Origin of the sequence: Vibrio sp. LB10LO1 (genome assembly GCF_010092875.1) — a bacterium.
Taxonomy (GTDB): Bacteria; Pseudomonadota; Gammaproteobacteria; order Enterobacterales; family Vibrionaceae; genus Vibrio; species Vibrio campbellii.
In genome coordinates, this window is record NZ_JAADJW010000001.1 from 18718 (window position 1) to 42759 (window position 24042).

The following is a 24042-nucleotide window of genomic DNA, read 5'->3' on the forward strand; positions in this document are numbered from 1 at the left end:
TAAATATAAAGTCGATGGAGAAAGCCAGTGCGAAAACAATACTTAAAGCGCACATTTGTCGGAGCAGCGGTGGCATTGAGTCTCGCCACGATGCTGACAGGGTGTAACAAAGCCGTATCAGAGCCGTCCGAGCCATTAATCAAACCGGTAAAATTGCTTGCTGTTAATGATCTATCGGTTGCCGATTCCGATGCATTCCTTGCACGAATAGATGCAACCTACAGAGCGCAACTGTCATTTCAGGTTGGTGGCGAAATTGAGAAGTTGATCGTGCGAATGGGTGAAGAGGTGAAGCAGGGCGATGTACTTGCAACGCTAGACCCAAAAGATTTGCAGCTGGCGCTTGATGCATCACAAGCGCAGTACGCATTAGCAAAAACGCAATGGGAACGCTCAAAAAGCTTGTACAACAAGAAGCTGATCAGTACTGATAGCTATGACCAGCAAGAAACCCAATACAAAGCGGCACTGGCAAACTTAGAGCAAGCAAAAACCGACCTGAGCTACACAGAGATTCATGCGCCGTTTGATGGTGTGGTGTCTTATACCTATGTGAAGCCTTATCAAGTGGTAGCGGCTAAGCAAGAAATCTTAAATCTTATCGACAACACCACGTTGGACGTGTCGTTCACTCTTCCGGTGACTTACGCCGAAGCGGTGTCACTCAACGCACTAAAAGACGCAGAGATGTGGGTGACGATGGACAGCGAGCCAAACAAACGCATCCAAGGCACATTCAAAGAAATCTCAACCCAACCTAATGCTGATACCAACAGCTATGAAGCGATCGTGACGATTACGCGTCCGTCTGATCGTAACTTGCTAACGGGAATGACAGGGCAAGTACACATTGCGAAGCAAAACGTTTCTAACGCCATGATGCTGCCAAATGCAGCCTGGGTGTCGAAAGACGCGGCTTATGGTGAAGTTTGGGTCATGGACAGCGATACACAACAAGTAAATAAGGTGACATTGTCACTAAATGCTAAGGGCGCTGTGGAGTCTGGTTTAGATAACAACGATTACGTGGTTATCGCAGGTGTTGAACGCTTAGTGGAAGGCCAAGTTGTCAAAGCGTGGGTTCGTGAGGAAGGTATCTAATGAAACGTTCATTATTCACAGTATCGGCTATCGCACTGGCGGTACTCACTGGTTGTAACAGTACAGACGAAGTGATCGCAGAGCAGCCTTTGTATGTCTCTACGGTTGCTGTTGATGTTCCCGTAAAAAGCCAATACCGCACATTTAAAGGTCAGGTTGTGCCTGCCGAGCAAACGCCAATTGCATTCCGTCGCGCAGGCGAAGTTCAGCATGTGTTAGTAAAAGCGGGTGACACGGTGAAACAAGGCCAGATGATCGCCAAGCTAGACGACAGCAAAGAGAAGCAAGCAGTCAACGACGCAGAAGCACAATACACACTCGCGATTCGTCAGCTTAAACGTGGTGAAGAGCTGCATAACCGCCAAATGATTTCTAAAGCGGAGTTGGACGAGCTAACGGCGAACAAAGAACTGGCCGAGGCAAATTTCTACAACGCAACCAACCAATTGAACTACACACGTTTGTTTGCACCGTTCGCGGGCAAGGTTTCGGATGTTTTCAAAGAGCGTTTTGAGCGTGTGGCGATTGGTGAGCCGGTTCTCAACCTTTATCAGAGCGACAAAGTGTACGTTCGTATCGAATTGTCAGACAACGTATTAGCAATGGTGAATCCAAATACACAAAGCATGAGCTACCAGCCTCAAGCCACGTTCTCGGGTGACGCGAAATCTTACTCTTTGGATTACTTAGAGCACACAAGTGAGCCAAACGCACAAACGCAAACTTACCAAATGTATTTAACCATGCCACAACCTGAGGAAGAGATTCTGCCGGGTACTAGCGTAAGCGTTGCAGTAGACATGGTGGCAGCGGGTATAACGTCGATTGATGGTTACAACATCCCAATGACGGCGCTTCAAGCGGGCAGTCATGCTGGTGAGTTTTTCGTTTGGAAATTAAACGGTGACGCTGTCACTAAAGTTGAAGTGTCTATCGACCAAGTGAATGGCGAAGGCGCAATTGTGTCATCAGGTGTTGCTCAAGGCGATGTATTAGTGAATTCCAGCTTACGCAAACTGCGCGAAGGTAAGCATGTGGATGTGGTGGAGAAACAACAATAATGAGCATTGCTGAATACTCAATTAAGAACAAAGTCATCAGTTGGCTGTTCATCGTTATTCTAGCGATCGGCGGCGTGACGTCGTTCCTTGAACTGGGTCGGTTGGAAGACCCGGCCTTTACCATCAAAGATGCGATGGTGATTGCAACGTATCCCGGTGCGACTTCTAAGGAAGTAGAAGAAGAGTTGACGTATCCGCTTGAGAAAGAGATTCGTAAGCTGCCTTACATCGACAAGATCACGTCGACATCCTCAAGCGGTATGTCTCAGATTATGGTGAGCATGAAGATGGACTACGGTCCGGATGAACTCCCGCAAATCTGGGATGAAATGCGCCGTAAAATCAACGATCTGCAACCAACTTTGCCGCAAGGCGTTCAATCTCTGCAAATCATTGATGACTTTGGTGACGTGTACGGCGTAATGCTGATGCTAACGGGTGATGACTACGATTACGTAGAATTGAAACGTTACGCAGACCAACTCACACGTGAACTCGAACTGATCGATGGCGTGGGTAAAGTTGATATCGCTGGCGACCAACAAGAGATGCTGTTTGTTGAGATTTCATTGGATCGCTTGGCGGCTTTAAACCTCGACATGAATGTAATTTCTGGCTTGCTGAACCAACAGAACAATGTGGTTTCTGCAGGTGAGGTAATGGTAAACGGCGAGAGCCTCATTATTCGCCCAAGCGGTACGTTAAACACCGTAGAAGCACTAGAAAACCTGATTATTCATGGTCGTGATACGGGTAACCTTATTCGCTTGAAAGATGTCGCAACCATCAGCCGTGGCATTCAAGAAAAGCCGGGCAATGTGCTGCTGTACAACGGTAAGAAAGCAATCAACATTGGTATTTCGTTTGCGTCTGGCGTAAACGTGGTAGAAGTCGGTCAACGTATTGAAGCTGAACTAGCAAGCCTTGAGACCATCAAGCCAGCTGGTATCGATATGAACTACTTCTACAACCAATCGCAAGAAGTAGACGATTCAGTTAAAGCGTTTGTTATTAGCTTGGCAGAAGCCGTGGCTATCGTAATCATCGTACTGCTGTTCACCATGGGTTTGCGCAGTGGCGTGATCATCGGTTTGGTGCTGTTGTTGACGGTATTCGGTACCTTCATCTTGATGAACTACAACAACATTGAGCTGCACCGTATCTCACTTGGTGCACTGATCATTGCACTTGGTATGCTGGTGGACAACGCCATCGTGGTGGTCGAGGGAATATTGGTGGGTCTTAAGAAAGGACGAACCAAAGTTCAAGCCGCTACAGACATTGTGAAACAAACTCAGTGGCCGCTGCTTGGAGCAACAGTCATTGCTATTACCGCGTTTGCGCCTATCGGTCTGTCACAAGATGCGACTGGTGAGTTCATGGGCTCGCTGTTCTGGGTACTGTGTTTCTCGTTATTCTTAAGCTGGATTACCGCGATTACGCTAACGCCATTCCTTGCGGATCTTTTATTGAAAGAAGAAGACAAGAGTTCGGATGCTGAAGACGAAGACCCATACAAAGGCTGGTTATTCGTGGCATTCGGTGCGTCTCTTAAACTTGCACTTCGTTTCCGCTGGTTAACGGTAACAGGCATGGTGGCATTGCTCGTTGGTGCTGTGGTTGCGTTTGGTAGTGTGAAGCAACAGTTCTTCCCGCCATCAAACACGCCAATGTTCTACGTTGATATGTGGATGCCAGAAGGCACAGACATTCGCGAGACCATCAAGAAAGCGGAAGAAGTAGAAAGTTACATTCGTACACAAGATGATGTCGATTTTGTTTCTGCGTCGATTGGTCAGGGTCTACAGCGTTTCGCTCTGACTTACCAACCAGAGAAAAGCTACGAAGCGTACGCACAGTTCCAAGTTCGCACGACAGACCGTGAGAACATGTTTGAACTGCTGCATAAGTTGGATGACAACCTAGCGAAGACGTTTGATAAACCCACGTTCCAGTTCAAGTTGATGGAATTCGGCCCGTCTCCAGCGTCTAAGATTGAAGCGCGTATTACTGGCCCGGATCCACAAGTGCTGCGTGAGCTTGCGGTACAAGTAGAAGATATTCTTCATACTGACCCAGGTGCTCGTAACATCCGTCACGACTGGCGTGAGCGCACTAAAGAGTTAGTGCCTGTATTTAACGAATCGAAAGCACGCCGTTTAGGTATCTCGAAAGAAGATCTTTCAAGCACACTACAAATGGCGTTTGGTGGTAGCACACTGGGCTTCCTTCGCGATGGCACGCATATTCTGCCTATCATGACGCGTCTGCCAGAAGCGGAACGTGTGGATTTTGAATCACTGCAGAACGTGAATATCTGGAGTCCATCGCTTCAAAGCTACATTCCAGTAGACCAAGTGATTGATGGAGTGAAACTGGATTGGGAAGAGCCATTGATTCAGCGTCGTGACCGTAAGCGTACTCTAACGGTACTGGCTGACCACGATGTACTGAGTGACGATACAGCGGCAAGCTTGTTTGCTCGTGTTCAACCAAAAGTGATGGCACTGCATATTCCAGAAGGGTACGAAATCACTTGGGGTGGCGAGTACGAGTCATCGAAAGATGCGCAAGAAGGTCTGTTTGGCTCACTGCCAATGGGTTACCTGTTGATGTTCATCATTACGATGCTGCTGTTTAACTCACTGAAGAAGCCACTAGTTATTTGGTTCACCGTTCCGCTGTCTATCATCGGTGTGTCGTTTGGTTTGTTAACCACGAATATGCCATTCAGCTTTACCGCGTTCCTTGGTCTATTGAGCTTAAGCGGTATGATTCTGAAAAACGGTATCGTACTTCTAGACCAAATCAACCTTGAATTGGAGTCGGGCAAAGATCCTTACTTAGCGATTGTCGACAGTGCGATCAGCCGCGTTCGACCAGTAAGTATGGCGGCACTGACCACCATCCTCGGTATGATTCCATTGGTGTTTGATGCGTTCTTCGGATCAATGGCGATTACGATTATGGCAGGCCTTGGTTTTGCTACAGTTTTGACTTTGATTGTTGTACCAGTCATGTTTGCAATTCTGTTTAAGATCAAACCAACCACTGCATAAGGGACTTCCTGACTTTTATTATTGTCAGATTCCTGCCTAGCCCTGGGGACTTTCCTCAGGGCTTTTTTGATCGGAGAGAATTAAGATGCGAGATTCGAGAGGGAAGAGAGAGAAAGATAATAGAGGTGAGAGTGTAGAGTCGAGCAGAGAATGAAGGCGAAAACCAGCGCTGGTGGTTTAGTGTACACCTCACTGATTTTTATGATTTTCTTACAAGCGATTGATAAATCTTGCGTATACTAAGAGCACATCATCAATAAAAGAGCGAACGCAAATGAACAATCGCGGATTACACGGACTCTTCCTTTTAGGCTCACTAACGCTAATTGGCTGTTCTTCAACAGACGGCATCTCTACCGATAACGCAGACTCTCAAGCGCCAGTAGAATTAAAAAGCGCGGATGCAGCCACCATTGCAACTTGGATCGACCAAAGCGTTCTGATGCCACAGGGCCTTTCTTTAGAAACAGATAAAATTCGCTATGTTACTGGATCAGCGGATTTGAATAGTGATGGCACAGCAGAGCATTTGGTGCTATTCCAAGACCGTTTCTTCTGCGGAAGTGGTGGTTGCACGGCGTATATGTTCGATAACAACGGCAAAGTGCTGAACCGCATGTCTGTAACAAGAACACCAATTGCACTCATTGACAGCTACAGTAACGGTTGGCAAGACTTTGTAGTGTGGAGTAATGGTGCTTACCGTCAGATGAGTTACAACGGTGAATCTTACCCAACGAACCCTTCACTAGAACCTAAAGTTGATCGCAATACGCAGGTACAAACCGCGACGGCGTATGTTATGGCGACCGAGTTATACCAACAAGATGGTTACGACATTATGCCAGCCGATGATAAGCAGATTTGGACCCCGGCGAACGTGTATCACTTCACCTTTAAACACCATGGTGACCCACACAATGTTTACACTGCGACAGTGAACTTGAGCAGCGGTGATGTGGATGTTGAATCAGTACCAATGCAATAAATTGTCGGTTTAAACACTGCCAACTTAAACAAGAAAAGGGCGAACACTTATTATAAGCGTTCGCCCTTTGTTTTAGGGGATCTTGTACCCGATATGGTATTTGTTATCCCATAGCTATCGAGGTTACTTGGGTATAATAAAAAACACCTCCCAAAGCCGAGGCTAGAGGGAGGTGTCGAATGCCAAATCGAGGGAGGCATTGTTAACTGTTATTTAATCGCTGTCTGCGATTAAGCAGCAGCTTGTTGTTTCGCTTCTGATTTGTTCTTTAGGAACGCGTAAGTGAAGCCCGTTACCGCTGTACCTGCTGCAATTGCTACCAAGTACATCAGTACTGGCGAGATTGCGTTAGGGATAAGCAGCACGAACAAGCCACCGTGTGGTGCCATCAGTTTTGCACCGAACAGCATAGATAGTGCACCTGTTAGTGCGCCACCAGCCATACATGATGGGATAACACGCATTGGATCTTTCGCTGCAAATGGGATTGCACCTTCAGAGATAAAGCACAGACCAAGAACGAATGATGCTTTACCCGCTTCACGCTCGCTTTGCTCAAACTTGTTCTTAGCAATGAATGTCGCAAGGCCCATACCAAGCGCAGGAACCATACCTGCCGCCATGATTGCCGCCATTGGTGCGTAAGTTTGTGAAGCCAATAGACCCACACCGAATGCGTAAGCAGCTTTGTTTACTGGACCACCTAGGTCGAAACACATCATTGCGCCAAGGATAATACCCAGTAGAACTGCGCTGTCGGAACCCATGTTGTTTAGGAAGTCAGTTAGGCCATTCATGATGCCTGAAACCGGACCACCTACGATGTAAATCATTACAAGACCCGTGAACAGTGTCGCCACGAAAGGAATGATAAGGATCGGTTTAAGCGCTTCCATTGATTGTGGAAGTTTTACTTTGTCTGCTAGGAACTTCGCTGCGTAACCGGCTATAAAACCTGCTGCTATGCCACCAAGGAAACCTGCGCCAGTTGAGCTTGCAAGCATACCGCCAACGAGACCCGGAGCTAGACCTGGACGGTCAGCAATAGAGAAGGCGATGTAGCCAGCAAGAACTGGAATCATCAATGCGAATGCAGAGCCACCACCGATGTTCATCAGTGCTGCTGCCAGCGTACCTTCTTCTTTAAATGCTTCGATACCAAATACGAAGGATAGGGCGATGATCAAACCACCGGCTACCACAACTGGAAGCATGTGAGATACACCTGTCATTAGGTGCTTGTATGCGCCTTTCTTCTCTTCTGTCGCTGATGATGCGCTAGAAGAACCAGAGTGTTGGTATACGCTTGCTTGTTCAAACGCCTTGTCCATTTCTTCTGCTGTTTTCTTCAGCGCTGGACCTGTTTTAGTGCGGTACATCTTCTTGCCGTTAAAGCGGTCAAGAGGTACTTCGATGTCTGCTGCGATGATGACCAAATCTGCGTCTGCGATTTCTTGGTCAGTCAGTTGGTTTTTCGCACCTACTGAGCCACGCGTTTCCACTTTAATTTGGTGACCACGACGTTTGCCTTCTTCCTCTAGCGCTTCCGCTGCCATGAAAGTGTGTGCTACGCCAGTTGGACATGCAGTAATAGCAACGATCTTCTTTGTTGCAGATGCGCTTTCTGCTGGTGCTGCTACTTGTGCCGTAACTGTGGTTGCTTGCTCTAGTGTTGCTGAGTTTTCAACCGCAGTCTGCAGGAAAGCCATTGCGTCTTTTGCAACGGTGCTGATATCTGTTTGGTAGACTTTTTTACCTACGAAACGAGAAGTATCAACTGGAGTGTTAGCCGCAATTACGATCGCTTCTGCTTGTTCAATGTCAGCGTCTGTTAGCAGTGTTGGTTCAACCACGCTTGATTGGCATTCAATCTTTGCGTTCCAACCCAACTTAGCTGCTGCTTGTTCTAGTAGGCCTGCCGCAATGATGCTGTTCGCAACACCACTTGGACAAGCTGTAATAATGGCAATATTCATACTGATAACCTTCTGTTCCTTAGTTTTTGTCTAAGTTCGTATTAGGGTAAAGCTCGGTAACTTCGGTTTGGAGCTTAATGTTCTCCAGTTCTTCCTGACTGGTTAGGCCAACACCAACTTGGCTCACTGCTAGGGCAGAAAGCGCCGTAGCGAAGCGCAGTAAATCGTTCTTCGGCAACACTTGCATGTGACCCCAGCACAAGCCAGCCACAAGCGTATCGCCTGCGCCAACAGTGCTTACAACATTCATTCGTGGTGGTTGAGCGCGAAGCCATTCGCCTTGGTTCAGCCACATCACGCCGTCTGCACCCATAGAAACCACGATGTTCTCAATGCCTTTGTCGCTTAGCGTCTGTGCTGCTGCTTGGCATTGCTCTGGTGTGGTTAGGTGCTCGCCAACAAAGTCGCTTAGCTCTTCATCGTTTGGTTTGATCAGCCACGGGTGAGCGTCGATGCCTGCACGCAGCGCAGCTTTGCTGCTATCGAACAAGACTTTTTTGCCTTGCTGATGAAGCTTCTCAATCCATGCTGCGCATTGCTCTGCAGTAACACCGCCCGGTAGGCTGCCTGCCAATACAAAGTAATCGTGTGTTTCTGCAAGGCGGAATAGGGTTTCTTCAAAGCGAGCGATTTCTTGCGCTGTTACTTGAACACCAGGGAAGTTGATGTCGCTCACTTGGCCATCTTCTTCGACCAGTTTCACGTTGATGCGGGTTGCGCCTTCTACTTCAACAAATTCGTTCATTACGTTGATATCGCTAAACAGCTGGTGGAACAGCTCTGGGTTATCTTTACCAAGAAAGCCCGTCACGGTAACGTCCGCACCAAGGTCGCTCAGTACCTTCGCCACGTTTACGCCTTTACCCGCAGCGTGTAGGTTGCTCTTTTCAACTAGGCTAACAGAACCGACTTTTAGTGCGTCTAGTGAGCCAGTGAGGTCAAGGGCAGGGTTAAGTGTGATGGTAACGACTTTGTTTGTTTTCAATTCTGTCATTCTCTCGCCCCTTAACCTTCGCCAAGACCAGATGCGATTGCGTTACCGATTGACTCAAGCGCTTGTGCAGCGTCTGGTCCTTCAGCAGAGAATTGAAGCTGGTGGCCGTGTTTCACGCCTAGCGCGATAACTTTCATTAGGCTCTTCGCGTTTACTGTTTTACCCGAACCGTCAAGGTTAGCTACGCGGATGTTCGATTCGAACTTCTTCGCTTCTGCAACTAGCATCGCGCCTGGACGAGCGTGTAGGCCGTGTGCGTTTTTGATCTTGAAAATTGCTGTGTTGCCATCTTCAGTTGATTCCGCTGCCATTTCTTCGCCTTTAAATAGCGCAAGAATTTGTTCAGCAGAACCATCAAGTAGTTTGCTGTGTTCGTTATTGAATACAAGCTTTGAAATCGTGCTTAGGATAGATTGGTGAGCATTGTTGCAAGCAGCAAAAGCGACTAGAGCGCGTACTTTCTCGCCTTCGAACTCACAATCATTTGCTGTTGATACAAAAGCAACACCAGTACGGGTTACTTGCTTATCACTACCAACTAGCCATAGACCTTGGCCTAGATGTGTAGGCGTTTTTGTTACTAGGTCTGCAACGAACTCTGTACCTGCACAACCTGTGTTTTTAAGTAGGCCGCCAGCAACCGCGCTCATCTGAATCATGTCGCTCGCTGGGAATTGCAGTTGAATGAGAGATGCATCGAAATCGGCTTCTAGCTGAACGTCGCCATGAAGTAGGGCGATGATGTCGTCTTCATTTTTCGCCTTGCGTAGACGCTCTTCAACGCCGTCGGCACCCAATACTTTTGTTAGCTGCTTAAGAATGCCTAAGTGCTCGTCCGATTTCGCGGCGATACCGATAGCAACGAATACTTTGTTGCCGTCGCCCCATTCAACGCCTTCTGGGAAATGGTGTACAGCAACGCCAGTGGTTTTCACCATTGAGCGCGTGTCAGTCGTACCGTGAGGAATTGCGATGCCGTTACCTAGAAACGTAGAGTTCTGGTTTTCACGGTTTAGCATGCCTTCTACATAACCTTGTTCTACCAGACCTTTGTCTGTAAGGCTTTGAGCGATGTTTTTGATCGCTTCAAATTTATCTGTAGCGGATTGAGATAGGGTAATGTCGTTCTTACTTAGCTTAAGCATGGTGCTTCTCCAGCCTTAAGGTCTTTATTTCTAATTCATCTTGGTTACGGAGCGTTTGGGCTGCGTAACGCGTGGTTCTGTTGTTGCTGAACTCAATTTATTCACTAAGCAGTATTGCTTAACAGGTGACTGAATCGATTCAGCAATTAGTCAAGTTTTTTAAAGCATTCAGCGAAACCGTTTTCAAATCAGGGGCTAACCGTTCACGGCTCTATTATTTTAATAGCCTAGCAAACCGTGTATGTGTTGCTTGATTTTGGTGACTCTCGTCAATTTTTAAGTTTTGCTGAATCCTTTCAGCTTTTATACTGAATCGGTTCAGCATATAATTCAACTTATCGAAGGATCGTTGATGTATTAATATGATCCCGCGCACAGAACAGGGCTTAGAATATGACACTGGATGAAATAGCAAAATTAGCTGGGGTTTCCAAGACCACGGCAAGCTATGTGATTAACGGTAAAGCGCAGAAATACCGCATCAGCGAAAAGACTCAAAAGAAAGTCATGGCGGTGGTTGAGCATTACAATTACAAACCGGATCACGCCGCTTCTTCTTTGAGAGCGGGTAACTCTCGCTCGTTTGGTTTGATCATTCCAGACTTAGAAAACACCAGTTACGCACGTTTAGCAAAACTGATTGAACAGAACTCTCGTAAAGCAGGCTACCAAATTTTGATTGGTTGCTCAGACGACAATCCGCAAACCGAAGAAAAGGTGGCTGAGGCGCTAGTTAGCCGCCGCATTGATGCGTTGTTTGTTGCCAGTAGTATGCCTGCCGCCAGTGAGTACTACTTAAAGCTGCAAAACTCGGGCACACCCGTTATCGCACTCGACCGTCCTATGGATGATGAACACTTTTGTTGTGTGATCAGTGAAGATTTCGATGCGGCATTTGAGCTGACAGAATCGGTACTGTCTTCGGAGATTGAGTCCATCGGTCTGATTGGCGCATTAGAAGAACTTCAAGTTTCTAAAGAGCGTGAACTGGGTTTCCGCTCTGCTTGTCAGCAAGAAGGTAACGAGGCTTTGGTAGGTTATGGCCAGCACTTCTCCCGTGAAGAAGGGAAGAAGGTTCTGGAAGGTTGGATTGCAAAAGGCCAGCTACCTGATGCGGTAGTGACCATGTCATACACCTTATTAGAAGGCGTGTTGGACGTGATGTTAGAAAAGCCTGAACTGATGGGTAAGGTGCGTTTGGCTACCTTTGGTGATAACCGCTTACTCGACTTTCTGCCAATCAAAATCAACTCGCTACCACAGCAATTTGAGCTAATTGCCGACAGCGCAATGGAGTTGGCGCTCAATGCTTCAGCAAAACGCTATAAAGCAGGGGTGGAGTTGATTCCGCGTAAGATCGTGAAACGTCACACCGACGCTAAAGCTTGATTTCTACCGTCAGCGCCACAAAGGCGTGGTCGCTGGCGTTTTTATCTCTCTCAAAAGATGGGTTAATCAGGTGTGCATCCAGCACTTGATAATTCGTCACTTCTGCTATGGATACATCGGCGTGCGCATCAAACTCCTGCGACAGTAGTATGTAATCCAACACGTTTCCTTTCGCAAAGTGGTAGTGTGTTGCTGGTCTTGATTCTAAAGATGGCGCCACTTGCAATTCCCAGCCATCATAAAGTCGTAAGTCAGTGACGCTGTCACCGTATTGTTCAACCAAAACGTTATTAACGCTTGTTTGAGTGATGGCTTGGTTCATGTCACCCATCAACAATGTCGGCATCGGGCTATTCGCATAGTGCTTTTGCATTGCATCGCGCAGCATTGCAGCTTCCCAACCCCGTTGTTGTGTCGATAGCCAGCGGGCAATGGGTCTGCTGGCCTGTTCTGGTGTCTCTGAGTCTGCAGGGCGTTGTGACTTCAAGTGCGTGACGTACACGCAGATATGCCCAATGATTGGGTGAATAATGGTTGCCCGAACGGGTTTTCGGCTGAACGGCGGCGCGTCGATATCATCAAAGGCATTGAGCGTATCTTGATCGAATGTGACGGCTTCAAAGCTTTCAATGGGAAAGCGAGAGGCTACGGCAACAACAGGACGAGAGTATATGTAGTCGCCCTCGATATGCGGTGTATCGACACAGGCAAAGTATTGGTAACCGATCTCAGCAAAGAAGGCTTGGGTTTCTTTAATGCTGAATACTTCTTGCAAGCCGATGATGTCGGGATTGAGTTGGTCGAACTGCGATTTGGTCCAAGTGAGTTTGTCCTGCCAATCGTCGAGGGAGTAAATGTTCTCGAAATCATAATACGCGCCAGGAGGTGCGACAAAGTTCAACAGGTTGGCGGTGGCAAAGGTAATGTGGTTCTTGTTAGACAAAATATCGCTCGTTCAAGGAGTTATTGGGTGAGTATATACCCAATTGGACAAGTTGAGTGAAGATCACGTTTCTATTTGTACGCATTCCGTTTAAACTCCGTTCATCAAGAAAAATGAGTAATGAACATGACCCAAGATTACGAACACGAAGAGTATTTAGAAGGCGAAGAGATTGAGATCGAAGCGATCGGTATCGACGTTGACGCACACCCAATTGAGCTGTACAAGCTTTTCAAAATCGCAAACTTGGTGAGTGGCGGTGGTGAAGCAAAACACATCATCGAAGAAGGTTACGTTGCAGTAAACGGCGAGCTTGAAACACGTAAGCGTCGCAAGATGTATGACGGTGACTTCTTTGAGTTCAATCAAGAATATTATGTCGTAGTGTGTGATGCACCAGTGACTGAGCCAGAAACTGCAGAGCAAAAAGCAGAGAAGAAGGCGAAGAAAGAAGCGCAAACGGCTCGTAAAGAAAAGTCTCGCTCGAAAAAGAACGAAAAAGCGAACGTTAAGGGCCCTAAGTCGACTGGTCGTAAAGCTGCACACAAAGAGCGTAAAGCACAGAAAGAAGCGTTGTCTCAATCTGCTAAGAAAGGCAAGAAAGACGACAAGCCTCAAGCAGTTCGCGATCCTAAGAGTGGCCGCAACTCAATCGACTTCTTCTAAACGTCTCATTTGGATATCAGAATCGACATAAACAGAAAAGCGCCGCTTTGATGAGTAACCTAGGCGGCGCTTTTGTATCTAAAACGATTTAATTCGTCTCAGTGTTATCGCTTTTAATGCAGTACCTTAGCTGTGTCTTTTTGCTTGGTCCAGTGGTGAATCGAGTTTGGTTTCGCTAGATAAAAACCTTGGTAGTAATCCAAGTCGAGCGCCTGCATTGCGGATAACTGGCTGTTCTCTTCTACGCCTTCAATCACGACTTTAGCGTTCATCTGAACGGCGAGTTCGACTGCATTGGCTATCGCGAGTGTGTCACCAGAGCAATAGTCGAGTAGGTAAGAGCGGTCGATCTTGATGATATCAGGGCAAAGCTGCTTCACTCGCGGCATATCAGAATGGTGAGAGCCAAAGTCATCAATCGCAAACAAGAAGCCATTGGCGCGCATGAGTTTTACGGCTTGGCTCAAAAGCTCTGTATCGCCACAGGCCTCTTCTACCACTTCAAAGACGACATCAGAAGGTGCCATACCCAATTCAGATAATCGCTTGTAGAGTAATCCGTTATCTTTAAAGCCCATGTCATTGGTAAGCGTTAATAACGTTTGGGGCATTACGTTGAGAAACAGTTTGATCGGCGAGCCCGCAAAGTGACGAGCGAAGTTGCGGATATGAATTGCTCGAGATAGGAACTCGATGCAAAGTCTAAAGTGGGTATCAATGCTGCTATCAGTAAAGAAAAGATCGGGACGTATGTAGGCACCATCAGCACCACGAATGCGCAGTAGGGCTTCCATACCGATCATTTTCTGGTGTTTATCAAAGATAGGCTGATAAACACTGTGAAAAGTGTATTGATTGAGCACAACGTAGTATTCACCAAGACGGTTCTGTCTTATGTACTGCTCGTAATCAGATTGCTTCTTTAACTCCATGAATAACGCCAAAAAACTAGCATGAAATCGACTCTAACAGGATGGGGTTCCGATTTGAAGACATAGAAAGTCCTAAATAGGAGCGCTATTGAGTTAATTTGAAATAGATTCCGAATTTTTCTCCATCAAGCTAAAAAATATTGCTATACAGATACAATTCAGAAAGTAGATCACGCCATTCATGAGCTAGATTTCTGAGTGTCTGATTAGAACCGTTGTGCTCTTAGGTATATAGGTTAACTATTTAGTTTGATGACGAGCGTAAAGAAAAACACTAAATACGCAGAAAATATGGCAATGACAGGTACATACTTCATAGAGCCTCCTTATAAGCGATAAGGGAGTTATCGCACAGGAGGCTTATCTATTTAATGAATTAGACAAATTCATTATTGCAGGATTAGACAGGGCAAATTTGAATTTCTCTAATTCATAGGCATTATGGTTTGCTCAATAAATAATGGCTTCAGTTAAACAAAACGACAACTGGAGCGAACATGAAATCTAAACTAGCAACTCTTATTCCTACACTATTAATCGGTCTTTCAAGCTCTGCGGTATTTGCAAATGCTGTGTTAGAGAAGCGTACTATTCCAACACCAGCAGGTGTTTCTAATGAGTTTTCGACTCTGTTGGAGCAAAGAGGAACTCAATCACCACTTAATGTACCTGTACCAACCACAAAAGAAGAATGGGTTAAATTTCAAACGATGTATGATCAAGCTGGCATTGAGCTTGCGCATTACGCGCTAGAACAGACAGGCACGACGTTTGAAACGAAACAGATTGGCGGTGTGGATACCTTCCTTGTGACCCCGCAAAACATTGCACCAGAATACAAAGATAAGTGGCTTGTCCATATCCATGGAGGTGCTTTTGTTCTTGGTGGTGGAGAGTCTGCAATGCGTGAAGCGATATGGGTTGCAAACGGTTTAGGTGCTCAAGTGATTTCGATTGATTACCGCCAACCACCACATCACGCGTTCCCAGCAGCTATTGATGATGTGGTGACGGTGTGGAAAGAGCTAATTAAAACTCAGGCTCCAGAATCAACGGCGATTTTTGGAACATCAGCTGGTGGTAATTTGACCCTGGCATCAACGCTTAAGCTACAAGAGCTTGGGCTGCCAACTCCAGGTGCTTTGTTCGCAGGGACGCCAGCAGTCGATCTAAAAGAGACGTCAGACACATGGCACACGTTGAAAGGGCTTGACCCACTGGGCCAACGCGAAGGTGTGATTCAAGGTACATTTGATTTGTACGCGAATGGAGAGCCGTTAGACAACCCTCTGTTGTCACCAATCAATGCAGAGATCGAATCTTTTCCACCAACGATTTTTATCTCAGGAACTCGTGATCTTCTGCTTAGTGACACCGTGCGTATGCATCGATTATTACGTAGCGCAGACGTCGACACACACTTGCATGTGTACGATGGTCAAGCCCACGGCGATTATATGAACGGCCTAATTGTGGATATGCCAGAATCCGACGATGCACTGAAAGAGCTTGGTTTGTTCTTCGATAAGCACATTAACTAGTGAGAGTTGAAGATTTGAGTTCGACTAACTGATTTTTCATATCACAAGGACGTGACTCGTTTGATGGAGACAGCCATGAAACAAGTACGTACATTTTTCTCTTTTTGCATATCGACGTTATTAAAAGCGATATGCCATTATTCCACCCACCAATCTTTGATTGATCATGGTTATTCCATGACCCCAATGGATCAAGCCTGGGTACAACCAGAAAATAATACTCATGGTGCTTCTAACGAAGACCTTAAACAGCCAGTCAGCGAGGATGAACAGAAATCGTGTTAAATCGTTATATCGCAACCTTATTCGGCTCTCTGCTCTTATTTTTTAGTTTAACCTTGCGAGCAAATGAACCAGTAAAACTGGCTGACACATCTAGTCCCAGTGACACCTTAGCCAGCTTTATCTATTCATCGGATTTAGTCATTCACCACTGGCAAGAAGAAACCCTACAGCTTCCTGAAGCCCAACAGGCTTACGCTCAGGCTTTAAGGACCATGGATCTCTCATTGGTACCTAACCGCAGTCGGACCGTCGTCACGATGGAAAGAATCATTTTGCTGCGAGAGGTTATTGATCGATTTGATTTGGAGGTTCGTGAAAGCTCGCCAGGCCTTAATCAAGTCAGAGAGAATGATTTGTCGTATTGGCGTCTTGGAAACTCCGATATTGTTATCTCCAAACAAATGAGTGGAGATAATGTTGACCAATTTTTGTTTTCTGCCGTGACGGTTCAGAGTCTACCCCGTTGGTATCGGACATTAGCCTCGAATGACTACACTGTGGAACCGAGGAACGACCTTTATCAAACGTTTTTAGCCAGCCCAGGCCCTTTAATTTCAAAGCAGTATATACAGGCGCTGCCGTCTTCATTTAACCAGTTGTATGGACCATTACCATTGTGGCAGTGGTTTGCATTAGCCTGTGTGCTGTCACTATGTAAAGTGATGATTAAAATCAGCTTTATGTTTGGCGATCGTTGGAATGACAAGTGGGAAAGTAAAGGGCTCAAGTGGCGAATAGGCAGGTTAATTTCGCTAGTATTAGTAGTATTGCTACTGATGATGACCAGAAAGTTCATTGATGATGGGGTTTGGTTAACCGGGGGGATTTATCAGTTTTTCGCTACTTCTTTCTTAGTTGCGCAGTTCGTTTCCGTGTCTTGGTTGATCATGGCAATATTTAACTATTTTGCTGAGATCTATGTCTTTAAAAAACACAATGGGAAACACGTAGACTCTTCTCTCATCACTGTCTTGGCGAGAATAGTCGGTGGATTGACGATTGCGGTTTTGGGCATTTATGTCATCGAATATATGGGATTCTCAATTTCGCCCATACTTGCTGGTTTAGGTGTGGGTGGTTTAGCGGTCGCGCTTGCAATTCGTCCGGTGTTAGAAAACGTAATCAACGGGTTGACGCTCTATGCCGATGGTGGAATCAAAATTGGCGAACTTTGTCGTTATGGTGAGAAACTTGGAACAATTGAAAGTATCGGACTTAGGTCGACTCGCATCCGCACACTAGAGCGGTCTTTAATTACGATACCGAACTCTGAATTTGCCAACATGGAAATTGATAACTTAGAGCGTCGGGACAAACGCCGTATGGACCACGTACTTAGATTACGTTCTGAAATCAGCTTGGAACAGTTAAGAGTACTGATCGTGAACATCCGCCGATTGCTACTTCAGCATCCAATGACAGAAGCAGAGCCTGTTCGTGTGCGGTTAATTGGCGTCGGGGATTATTCGATTAACATCAATATGATGGCGTACATTCGATGTCGAGATAACGAAGAGTTTATGGCCGTTCAGGAAGACATTCTGTTTGCCGCATTAGCGCAGGTAGAAAGCGTTGGGGCGAAAATCGCACACTCCACCCAATACCAACTGGTGAAGAAGCAAGATTCTGATGATGAGGAGCAAAAGACAAAAGCCGCTCAAGTGGTAGCAAAATGGCATGAAGAAAGCGAATTTCCTTTCCCTGATTTTAGTTACGAATACAAACATGAAATCAAGGACACTATTTTATACCCCTCAAAAACATCAGCGGTTCGATAATCTAATATTTGTGTGGTTTGTCCAAAGGGTAGCGAATGTGTTCGCTACCCTTTTTAATACCTCGATAAAGTGTGCCTACAACGAAGATGTTAAGAATAGAGGCAATCAGGCTGCTCAATTGAATCGAAATAGCTCTGCAGCGTTTGGTGTAGATGCTGGTTAAGCGGAAAGCCGCGCTTAGACTGTAAATAACCGCCGTTTAACTGAATTTGGTGCATTTCTTTTGGCACTTTGGGAAGGGGGTAGCATTGTAGTTCGGGTTCTTTTACGGTCATAAAGCTGCTACCAAAACACAACGCATCTGAGTTCTTGATTTTGTTCGTTAATACAGAGACGCTGTGTGTCGCGAGCGTAACTCGTGGCGTATATCCTTTTGATAGGTACAACTCTTCTATCGGTGAGCGTTTAGTGTTGACCCCATCAATCAAAATGCGTGCGACGGGAATATCATGAATATCTTCCCAATCGTGACGGTGACTCAAAATAGGGTGCTCCTTGCGTGCAACCACACTGACCTTGATGTCTTGGAGTTTATGCAAATAGATATCTTGTGGGAAAGGCATACCGGAAAAATGTAGAAGGTAATCAATGTTACCACTGAGAACGTCTAATAGGCTGTGCTCTTGCCAATATAGCATTTTAAAGTTCGCATTAGGGAGTGCCTCTCTTAGCGCGCTAAATATCCCATCTCCGAATTGTTCAAGAATAAAAACATTCATTGCTATATTCACTTCACCAGTAAATTCTAATGGATCGAAGTGATGGTAAGACTCTACGACTTTCATAAGAGGATTGAGCATTTCATCAGATGCTTCGGCAAGTTTCTCTGCCAGTTCGGATGGTTCGACACCATGTGCTTTACGGATAAAAAGTTGGTCACCGAATGTTTCTCTTAATTTTGCAAGCCCTCGACTGACACTGGTTTGGGAAATGCCAAGCGCATCTGCCGCTGCATGAGTGTTTTGAGTTTCGACGACAGCTTTCAGTATTTTGAGAAGATTGAGATCCAAGTCTTTCAAATCAATCATAAACCCTCACTGCAATGAATAGGAATTGTGCTTATTAGCATATGCGAATTGCCAATAAACTCAATGACTCATTTTGTAAGCAATGAATAATCAATGGTAATGGTAATTCGACAGACTCGTCGTTGAAACGAAGTCTGTGACTTCAATCAAATTAGAAAACGGCTATTTATTTGAAGTGACCAATGACAAAAGTAGGAAGGGGAAAGGGAAAGGGTAAAATAAATCGAGCTGCCTAATTAGACAGCTCGAAATGGTTAGAAAGTATGTTTAAAGGAGAATAATGAAAGATTGTCGCCATCGTCATAGTGGAAGCTATAAATGAAAGCGCTCGAATTATCAAATTGATATCCAATTTCGGCACTATAATCCCAGTTTCTCCATTTAGAACGGTCGCCGTTTTTTTCATTTATGTGACCAAAGCTATAAGTGTATTCAGGGGTAACACCAAGCCAGATATTGCTGTTAACCTTATAAGTCATATCGAGCTCAGCAGTAGTATAATAAACATTGCTGGTCATTTGCTGATGGTCAACATTACCAACAGACAGTTGCGGTGTAAACGTGACGTGTTTATTCATCTTATTTACTTTGTACAGGCTGAAAGCATAGTCGTTGGCGCGTAATTCGTCAGAACCATACGCAGTGTCGTAAAGATATTCAAAGCTGAATCCAAGTTGGCTCTTGTGTTTCAGGTCAATGCCGAGTAAATGAGTGTCGAAGTCGTTACTGCCATTATAGCTTCCCATAACACTCCAATCTGTATTAATCGGCTTAGCGAATTGGACACCAACGTCGAAATCATTGCTACCATACCCTAGGTTAAAGCCCGAGTAATGTTGTGTGGAATCAGTAAAATCAATATTATTTTTTGCAAATGCAATAGGTGCAGAAATAAGCGAAATTAGTAGTAACGTCGATTTGTTTAATGTCATAAATAAAACCTCATCTTTCGTTTTATGATGGGGTTATTTTATTTTTATGTAACTTGATAAACCATGAATTACAGCGATTCAAATTTGCATTTGTCATGAGGTTATATGGTAAGTTTTATTGTATTAAAAACACCTCACCGACGGTTCGGTGAGGCATTAAAATACTAACTACATGAAAAGTAGGATTGGATTAACCTTGTTATCAGGGTTTATTTAAATATCTAATTTGCAGGTTTATAGTAGCTGATTTATTTCTAGGACAATTTCTTCAATGCCCAAAGTGAAAAACTGGACGCCCATACAAATCAGAAGAAAGCCCATGATACGTGTAAATGCGTCAATTCCGTTTTGGCCGAGTGCTTTGAGCAAAGGGTAAGCCATGGTTAATGTAAAGGTCGCTATTAGTGTAACCACAGCAAGCCCAGCGACGACGCCACAATAAACGCTCATGATACTATCATGACTTTCGTAGGTTGCGATTTGAGCGGCCAAACTGATGATCATTGCCATGGAACCTGGACCACAAAGCGAGGGAATCGTAAGAGGGACTAAGGCGATCGAATCTTGCGCCGGGCTGTTTGACTCACTTTGAGTTTTCGGGAATAGCATGTTAAATCCAATCACCAAAATAATAATGCCGCCGCCCAATCGTAAGCTCGGTATCGAGATACTGAATAACTCTAAGACAGATGCGCCAATGAAAAAGGTGATACAAAGAGCGATAAATAGATAGACTCCTGCCGATTTGGCTTGAGAAATCATATAACTTCTGTCTCGTCCTTTACTTAGCCCTAATAAGATCGTTGCAGCAGAAGGTGGGTTCATAATGGGTAACAAACCTAACACAGTCAGCGTCATGTAAGTCACGAAAGTTTCTATATGCATAGTGTCACCTGTTGTTAAGGTTATAAGAGAAATGTTTGAGCAAGATAAAGAACGCTAAAGAACGAAATAGCATCGGTTAATGTGGTCAGTACGGGACTAGAGAGCATGGCAGGATCAAGCTTGTATCGCTTTAAAAGCAACGGTAAAGCGCCACCAATCATCACGGCAAGTGTCGATGACAACGCGTAAGCTAACCCGATGTATATCGGCAGTTGCGCATATTCATTGCCATGCGTTAGAAAAGTGAGAAGCGCAAGCACTGCACCGATTAATAGACCGTTGATGGCTCCGATCGGTAACTCTTTCAGCACGACATAAACGAGATTCTTCGCTGATATCTGCCCAGTAGATAGCTCTCGAATAGAAACCGCGACCGCCTGATTGCCTGCTGCTCCGGATAGGTTTGCGACCAAGGGTAATATGGCGGCTAGGACCGCAATCTGCTCGATGATCGGCTCATAGGCGGCAATAATCGATACAGCGGCGTAACTTAATGCGACGGATGGCAGAAGGAATGCGAGCCTACGCAAGTTACGTTTAAGCGTGGGCATGGAGCGAAATTCATCCCCACCGAATACACCAGCCTGTTCTAAAAGTTGTTGTTTGGAGCGTTGATATAATGCTTCATTCAGATGCTTAAACCCAACGACGCCAATCTGAAAACCGAACTCGTCGACTACCGGAATGACGGGATGTAGCGTTGTATCTAGTGCACTTTTCACCGTGTTTAGATCGGAATCGGCCAAGATGGTTGGAATGCTCTTATCCATGTGGTTAATTAATTGAGCCCCAGTTGGCAGCATCAATACATCACGAATGGTTAATCCACCAATCAAATGACCTTTTTCATCCTGAATATAGACATAACGCCATTCTAATCTATCCAGATTGTGTTCTTGTGTACTTAGCATGTTACTTAAGGTATCGACTGTCGCATTTGAGTCGATTTTGAGTACTTCGCTTTTACAAATACCACCTGCCGAGTAAAGCGAATAGCTTAACGCAGCACGTTCCTCATACTTCCATGTTTCTGGCAATGAGGCTCTTAATTGCACTTGTAAATCGTGAGGTAACTCTTTGATAAGCAATCGACGGTCTGCCGAATGTATGTATTGAAACAAGCAGACGGTTGTATTCGTCGCGAGTTGGCTCATCAAGCTGACCAGCTCTGAGTTGGAAAAATGGTCGAGTAAGTTCGCCGCCAAACTTGAGTCTACATCCGTCAGCATTTCCCACAGTGTAATACGTTCTTCATTTGTGAGGTTGTGGAAAATGGAGGCAAGTTGTTGGGACTCTGCGTTACTAATGAGTTTGTGCAGTTTTTTCGAATTGTTGTTTGAAAGACATTCTCCTAGTTTGAAGTACAGGTTTTGTGTATTTTCATCTAAAAAAGGTAAGCTTATAAAGGTCATAATTTTGGCCTTAGAAGTGAGTTTCAACTTGGTAGCTGAACGCTATTCTTGAATATTTACGTCGTTCTTGTTTATGGCTAAACGAACAAAGAGCGTGATGGTTGCTGTCACCATTAATAGGGCGCTACCTATCAAAAACCATTTGGTGAGTAATGCTTGATATTGCTCGATAAATGGATGCTTCATTACCCACTTGCCAACAAACAGAAGCGTGATTACCCACGTTAGCGAGCTCGTAAAGCTGATAACAATCGTTCGCCAAAAACTAAGTTGAGCTACGCCCATTAACATTGGAGTAAGTACGCGCACAAACGGAATGAATCTCGAGATAAACAGCGACAAGAAACCGTATTTATTCAGTAGTAAACGTGTTTTCGGAAGTGCATCTTTTGGCAGTGTCTGTTCGGCTTTGTGCATGAATTTTGAATTGTGTAGCCAACGCCCTTGGAGATACGCAATCACGCTACCTACAAATGCGCAAAGGGAGAGGACTGCCAATGCACTTGAAAACTCGAGTGCACCTAACCCTACAAGACCACCAACAAACAGCACCAAGCCGTCTCCCGGCAACGGCAAAAAGACAAAGCTTGACTCCAAGAATAGAACTACGCCGAGTAGCAGCAGTAAAATGTACAGGGAATTGATTTCCAGAAGTGCATCGAAATCCTGTGACCAAATTGCGCTAAGAATATCTTGCATAACGTTCTCCAATTTATCTGGGCCTTGGCGTGCGAGCGCCAAAGCCCTTTTTGATGCTTAATCAAACATTAAAATGATGTAAGCGAAGAATAGAATTAGGTGCGTTGCGCCATTCAGTGAGTTGGTTCTGCCGTTACTGAAACTCACACTGGTCATGAGAAGTGTCGCGCCAAGCAAAACCATTTCGGCAGGAGCAAGGCCTAAACGAATTGGCTCGTTCATTACACCAGATATTAAGAGAACCGCTGGAACAGTCAGTGCGATCGTCGCAAGTACCGAACCAAAAAAGAGGTTCATTGCTCGCTGAAGTTGATTGGTTACGGCTGCTTTAACTGCGCCCACGGCCTCTGGAGCAAGAATGATTAACGCTACGACAAGTCCACCTAATGCCGCTGGAGCGCCCATGACAGTGATGCCATCATTGATTGGAATCGCAAGGCTCTTTGCAAGCAGGATAACGACGACAAGGTAACTCACTAGCATGATGGTATGGAATGCATTGCTGTGAAGTGGGCCGTGGTGATCGTGAGTGTCCTCGTTATCCGCATCGATAAAGTAACTGGTATGGCTTCTTGTCTGAACAAAGAGGAACACGGCATAGAGCGCAATCGAAGCGAGTACTAATGTCCACGTTAGGCTGGTCGACATGTTTCCGAAAGCATCTGTACTAGTGAAGTTAGGCAACACCAAACAAAGTAGAGCCAGTGGAATAATTGCCACCAAGTAGGCCTTGATGCCATCTAAATTGTAGGTTTGAGTGTGATACTTCAACCCACCAATTAATAATGTGATACCTACAAAGCCATTCAGTACTGCCATGACGACTGCAAACATCGTGTCTCTAGCAAGGTAAGGATTTGAATCACCAGTCAGCATGACCGACGACACCATAATGACTTCGAGTAAAACAACGGAAAGGGTAAGGATGAGTGTGCCGTATGGATCACCAAGTTTGATGGCAAGTGCGTCGGAGTGGCGTACGACAGAGAAGATCGCCACCATGACGACATAGAATAGGACGCCTGTTGTCAGTACGTATGATATTGGTGCTAAACCACCGGTGAGTAGGTTGTCGCCGATGAGCTTAAAAAACAATACGGCGAGAATACCTAAAGGCAATTTGTATTCTTGTTTGAGTAGGTCGAGCATGTTGAGCCTTTATTGAGTTGCCGAAGGCTCGCTATGTTCCGTTAACGAGGAGGTCTCGGATAAATACTGCAATCCCTGT

General features: G+C 45.4%; 20 protein-coding genes. 9 read left to right on the forward strand and 11 right to left on the reverse strand.

Features of this window, described 5'->3' with window-relative positions; all coding sequences use genetic code 11:
- Positions 1–27 precede the first annotated feature (27 nt).
- From GXP65_RS00085 to GXP65_RS00100, 4 genes are all read left to right on the forward strand, one after another.
- Positions 28–1101 carry an efflux RND transporter periplasmic adaptor subunit gene (locus GXP65_RS00085; protein WP_079401700.1) on the forward strand — a complete coding sequence of 358 codons (1074 nt, stop codon included), beginning with the start codon at positions 28–30 and terminating at the stop codon, positions 1099–1101.
- On the forward strand, positions 1101–2162 hold the full coding sequence (locus tag GXP65_RS00090) for an efflux RND transporter periplasmic adaptor subunit (protein ID WP_162091666.1): 1062 nt from the start codon (positions 1101–1103) through the stop codon (positions 2160–2162). Before GXP65_RS00085 ends, GXP65_RS00090 begins: the two co-directional genes overlap by 1 nt.
- Positions 2162–5221, forward strand: a complete 3060-nt coding sequence (locus GXP65_RS00095) for an efflux RND transporter permease subunit (RefSeq protein ID WP_162091667.1) — start codon at positions 2162–2164, stop codon at positions 5219–5221. The genes GXP65_RS00090 and GXP65_RS00095 overlap by 1 nt, the downstream gene beginning before the upstream one ends.
- 274 nt (positions 5222–5495) lie before the next feature.
- Entirely contained in the window at positions 5496–6209 is a 714-nt protein-coding gene (locus GXP65_RS00100) for a hypothetical protein (protein WP_134977141.1), read from the forward strand.
- A gap of 230 nt (positions 6210–6439) precedes the next feature.
- Here the strand turns inward: GXP65_RS00100 and fruA are convergent, their stop codons facing one another.
- The 3 genes from fruA to fruB are packed head-to-tail and all read right to left on the reverse strand — an operon-like array spanning position 6440 to position 10324.
- A complete protein-coding gene (fruA, locus tag GXP65_RS00105; RefSeq protein ID WP_162091668.1) occupies positions 6440–8185 on the reverse strand; it encodes a PTS fructose transporter subunit IIBC in 1746 nt (581 codons plus the stop codon).
- 19 nt (positions 8186–8204) lie between these two features.
- Positions 8205–9179, reverse strand: a complete 975-nt coding sequence (gene pfkB, locus GXP65_RS00110) for a 1-phosphofructokinase (RefSeq protein WP_162091669.1) — start codon at positions 9177–9179, stop codon at positions 8205–8207.
- An 11-nt stretch (positions 9180–9190) separates the two neighbouring features.
- On the reverse strand, positions 9191–10324 hold the full coding sequence (gene fruB, locus GXP65_RS00115) for a fused PTS fructose transporter subunit IIA/HPr protein (protein WP_162091670.1): 1134 nt from the start codon (positions 10322–10324) through the stop codon (positions 9191–9193).
- A 393-nt stretch (positions 10325–10717) separates the two neighbouring features.
- On the opposite strand from fruB, the gene cra reads away from it, so the two are divergent.
- Positions 10718–11713, forward strand: a complete 996-nt coding sequence (gene cra, locus GXP65_RS00120; protein WP_162091671.1) for a catabolite repressor/activator — start codon at positions 10718–10720, stop codon at positions 11711–11713.
- Here cra and GXP65_RS00125 read toward each other — a convergent pair.
- Entirely contained in the window at positions 11703–12656 is a 954-nt protein-coding gene (locus tag GXP65_RS00125; protein ID WP_162091672.1) for an endonuclease/exonuclease/phosphatase family protein, read from the reverse strand. The genes cra and GXP65_RS00125 overlap by 11 nt on opposite strands.
- A gap of 126 nt (positions 12657–12782) precedes the next feature.
- Here GXP65_RS00125 and GXP65_RS00130 point away from each other — a divergent pair, with 126 nt between their 5' ends.
- On the forward strand, positions 12783–13322 hold the full coding sequence (locus GXP65_RS00130; RefSeq protein WP_010649343.1) for an RNA-binding S4 domain-containing protein: 540 nt from the start codon (positions 12783–12785) through the stop codon (positions 13320–13322).
- A gap of 113 nt (positions 13323–13435) precedes the next feature.
- Here the strand turns inward: GXP65_RS00130 and GXP65_RS00135 are convergent, their stop codons facing one another.
- Complete coding sequence (locus GXP65_RS00135; protein ID WP_162091673.1) at positions 13436–14254, reverse strand: EAL domain-containing protein; 819 nt, start codon at positions 14252–14254, stop codon at positions 13436–13438.
- A 497-nt stretch (positions 14255–14751) separates the two neighbouring features.
- Here GXP65_RS00135 and GXP65_RS00140 point away from each other — a divergent pair, with 497 nt between their 5' ends.
- The 3 genes from GXP65_RS00140 to GXP65_RS00150 all read left to right on the forward strand — a co-directional run bounded on the left by GXP65_RS00140 (position 14752) and on the right by GXP65_RS00150 (position 17858).
- Entirely contained in the window at positions 14752–15795 is a 1044-nt protein-coding gene (locus tag GXP65_RS00140) for an alpha/beta hydrolase (RefSeq protein ID WP_162091674.1), read from the forward strand.
- A gap of 75 nt (positions 15796–15870) precedes the next feature.
- Complete coding sequence (locus tag GXP65_RS00145; RefSeq protein ID WP_162091675.1) at positions 15871–16080, forward strand: hypothetical protein; 210 nt, start codon at positions 15871–15873, stop codon at positions 16078–16080.
- Positions 16074–17858: a mechanosensitive ion channel domain-containing protein gene (locus tag GXP65_RS00150; RefSeq protein WP_346265895.1), complete on the forward strand. Its 1785-nt coding sequence runs from the start codon at positions 16074–16076 to the stop codon at positions 17856–17858. Before GXP65_RS00145 ends, GXP65_RS00150 begins: the two co-directional genes overlap by 7 nt.
- A gap of 89 nt (positions 17859–17947) precedes the next feature.
- Here the strand turns inward: GXP65_RS00150 and GXP65_RS00155 are convergent, their stop codons facing one another.
- The 6 genes from GXP65_RS00155 to GXP65_RS00180 all read right to left on the reverse strand — a co-directional run bounded on the left by GXP65_RS00155 (position 17948) and on the right by GXP65_RS00180 (position 23963).
- Complete coding sequence (locus GXP65_RS00155; protein ID WP_162091676.1) at positions 17948–18886, reverse strand: LysR family transcriptional regulator; 939 nt, start codon at positions 18884–18886, stop codon at positions 17948–17950.
- A 254-nt stretch (positions 18887–19140) separates the two neighbouring features.
- Positions 19141–19818, reverse strand: coding sequence for a hypothetical protein (locus tag GXP65_RS00160; RefSeq protein ID WP_162091677.1), 678 nt, complete (start codon positions 19816–19818; stop codon positions 19141–19143).
- 234 nt (positions 19819–20052) lie between these two features.
- On the reverse strand, positions 20053–20703 hold the full coding sequence (locus tag GXP65_RS00165; protein WP_162091678.1) for a MarC family NAAT transporter: 651 nt from the start codon (positions 20701–20703) through the stop codon (positions 20053–20055).
- Between the two features lie 20 nt (positions 20704–20723).
- Positions 20724–22115 carry a magnesium transporter gene (locus GXP65_RS00170; protein WP_162091679.1) on the reverse strand — a complete coding sequence of 464 codons (1392 nt, stop codon included), beginning with the start codon at positions 22113–22115 and terminating at the stop codon, positions 20724–20726.
- A gap of 42 nt (positions 22116–22157) precedes the next feature.
- Positions 22158–22814 carry a DedA family protein gene (locus GXP65_RS00175; RefSeq protein WP_162091680.1) on the reverse strand — a complete coding sequence of 219 codons (657 nt, stop codon included), beginning with the start codon at positions 22812–22814 and terminating at the stop codon, positions 22158–22160.
- A 57-nt stretch (positions 22815–22871) separates the two neighbouring features.
- Positions 22872–23963 (reverse strand): calcium:proton antiporter, encoded by a 1092-nt coding sequence (locus GXP65_RS00180; protein ID WP_162091681.1) that lies wholly within the window; start codon positions 23961–23963, stop codon positions 22872–22874.
- Positions 23964–24042: the final 79 nt, after the last annotated feature.

Excerpts from the sequence above, each read along its gene's own strand:
- GXP65_RS00090 (WP_162091666.1), top strand. The coding sequence starts at position 1,101 with ATGAAACGTTCATTATTCACAGTATCGGCTATCGCACTGGCGGTACTC.
- GXP65_RS00095 (WP_162091667.1), top strand. The coding sequence starts at position 2,162 with ATGAGCATTGCTGAATACTCAATTAAGAACAAAGTCATCAGTTGGCTG.
- GXP65_RS00100 (WP_134977141.1), top strand. The coding sequence starts at position 5,496 with ATGAACAATCGCGGATTACACGGACTCTTCCTTTTAGGCTCACTAACG.
- fruA (WP_162091668.1), bottom strand. The coding sequence starts at position 8,185 with ATGAATATTGCCATTATTACAGCTTGTCCAAGTGGTGTTGCGAACAGC.
- pfkB (WP_162091669.1), bottom strand. The coding sequence starts at position 9,179 with ATGACAGAATTGAAAACAAACAAAGTCGTTACCATCACACTTAACCCT.
- fruB (WP_162091670.1), bottom strand. The coding sequence starts at position 10,324 with ATGCTTAAGCTAAGTAAGAACGACATTACCCTATCTCAATCCGCTACA.
- cra (WP_162091671.1), top strand. The coding sequence starts at position 10,718 with ATGACACTGGATGAAATAGCAAAATTAGCTGGGGTTTCCAAGACCACG.
- GXP65_RS00130 (WP_010649343.1), top strand. The coding sequence starts at position 12,783 with ATGACCCAAGATTACGAACACGAAGAGTATTTAGAAGGCGAAGAGATT.
- GXP65_RS00135 (WP_162091673.1), bottom strand. The coding sequence starts at position 14,254 with ATGGAGTTAAAGAAGCAATCTGATTACGAGCAGTACATAAGACAGAAC.
- GXP65_RS00140 (WP_162091674.1), top strand. The coding sequence starts at position 14,752 with ATGAAATCTAAACTAGCAACTCTTATTCCTACACTATTAATCGGTCTT.
- GXP65_RS00145 (WP_162091675.1), top strand. The coding sequence starts at position 15,871 with ATGAAACAAGTACGTACATTTTTCTCTTTTTGCATATCGACGTTATTA.
- GXP65_RS00155 (WP_162091676.1), bottom strand. The coding sequence starts at position 18,886 with ATGATTGATTTGAAAGACTTGGATCTCAATCTTCTCAAAATACTGAAA.
- GXP65_RS00160 (WP_162091677.1), bottom strand. The coding sequence starts at position 19,818 with ATGACATTAAACAAATCGACGTTACTACTAATTTCGCTTATTTCTGCA.
- GXP65_RS00165 (WP_162091678.1), bottom strand. The coding sequence starts at position 20,703 with ATGCATATAGAAACTTTCGTGACTTACATGACGCTGACTGTGTTAGGT.
- GXP65_RS00170 (WP_162091679.1), bottom strand. The coding sequence starts at position 22,115 with ATGACCTTTATAAGCTTACCTTTTTTAGATGAAAATACACAAAACCTG.
- GXP65_RS00175 (WP_162091680.1), bottom strand. The coding sequence starts at position 22,814 with ATGCAAGATATTCTTAGCGCAATTTGGTCACAGGATTTCGATGCACTT.
- GXP65_RS00180 (WP_162091681.1), bottom strand. The coding sequence starts at position 23,963 with ATGCTCGACCTACTCAAACAAGAATACAAATTGCCTTTAGGTATTCTC.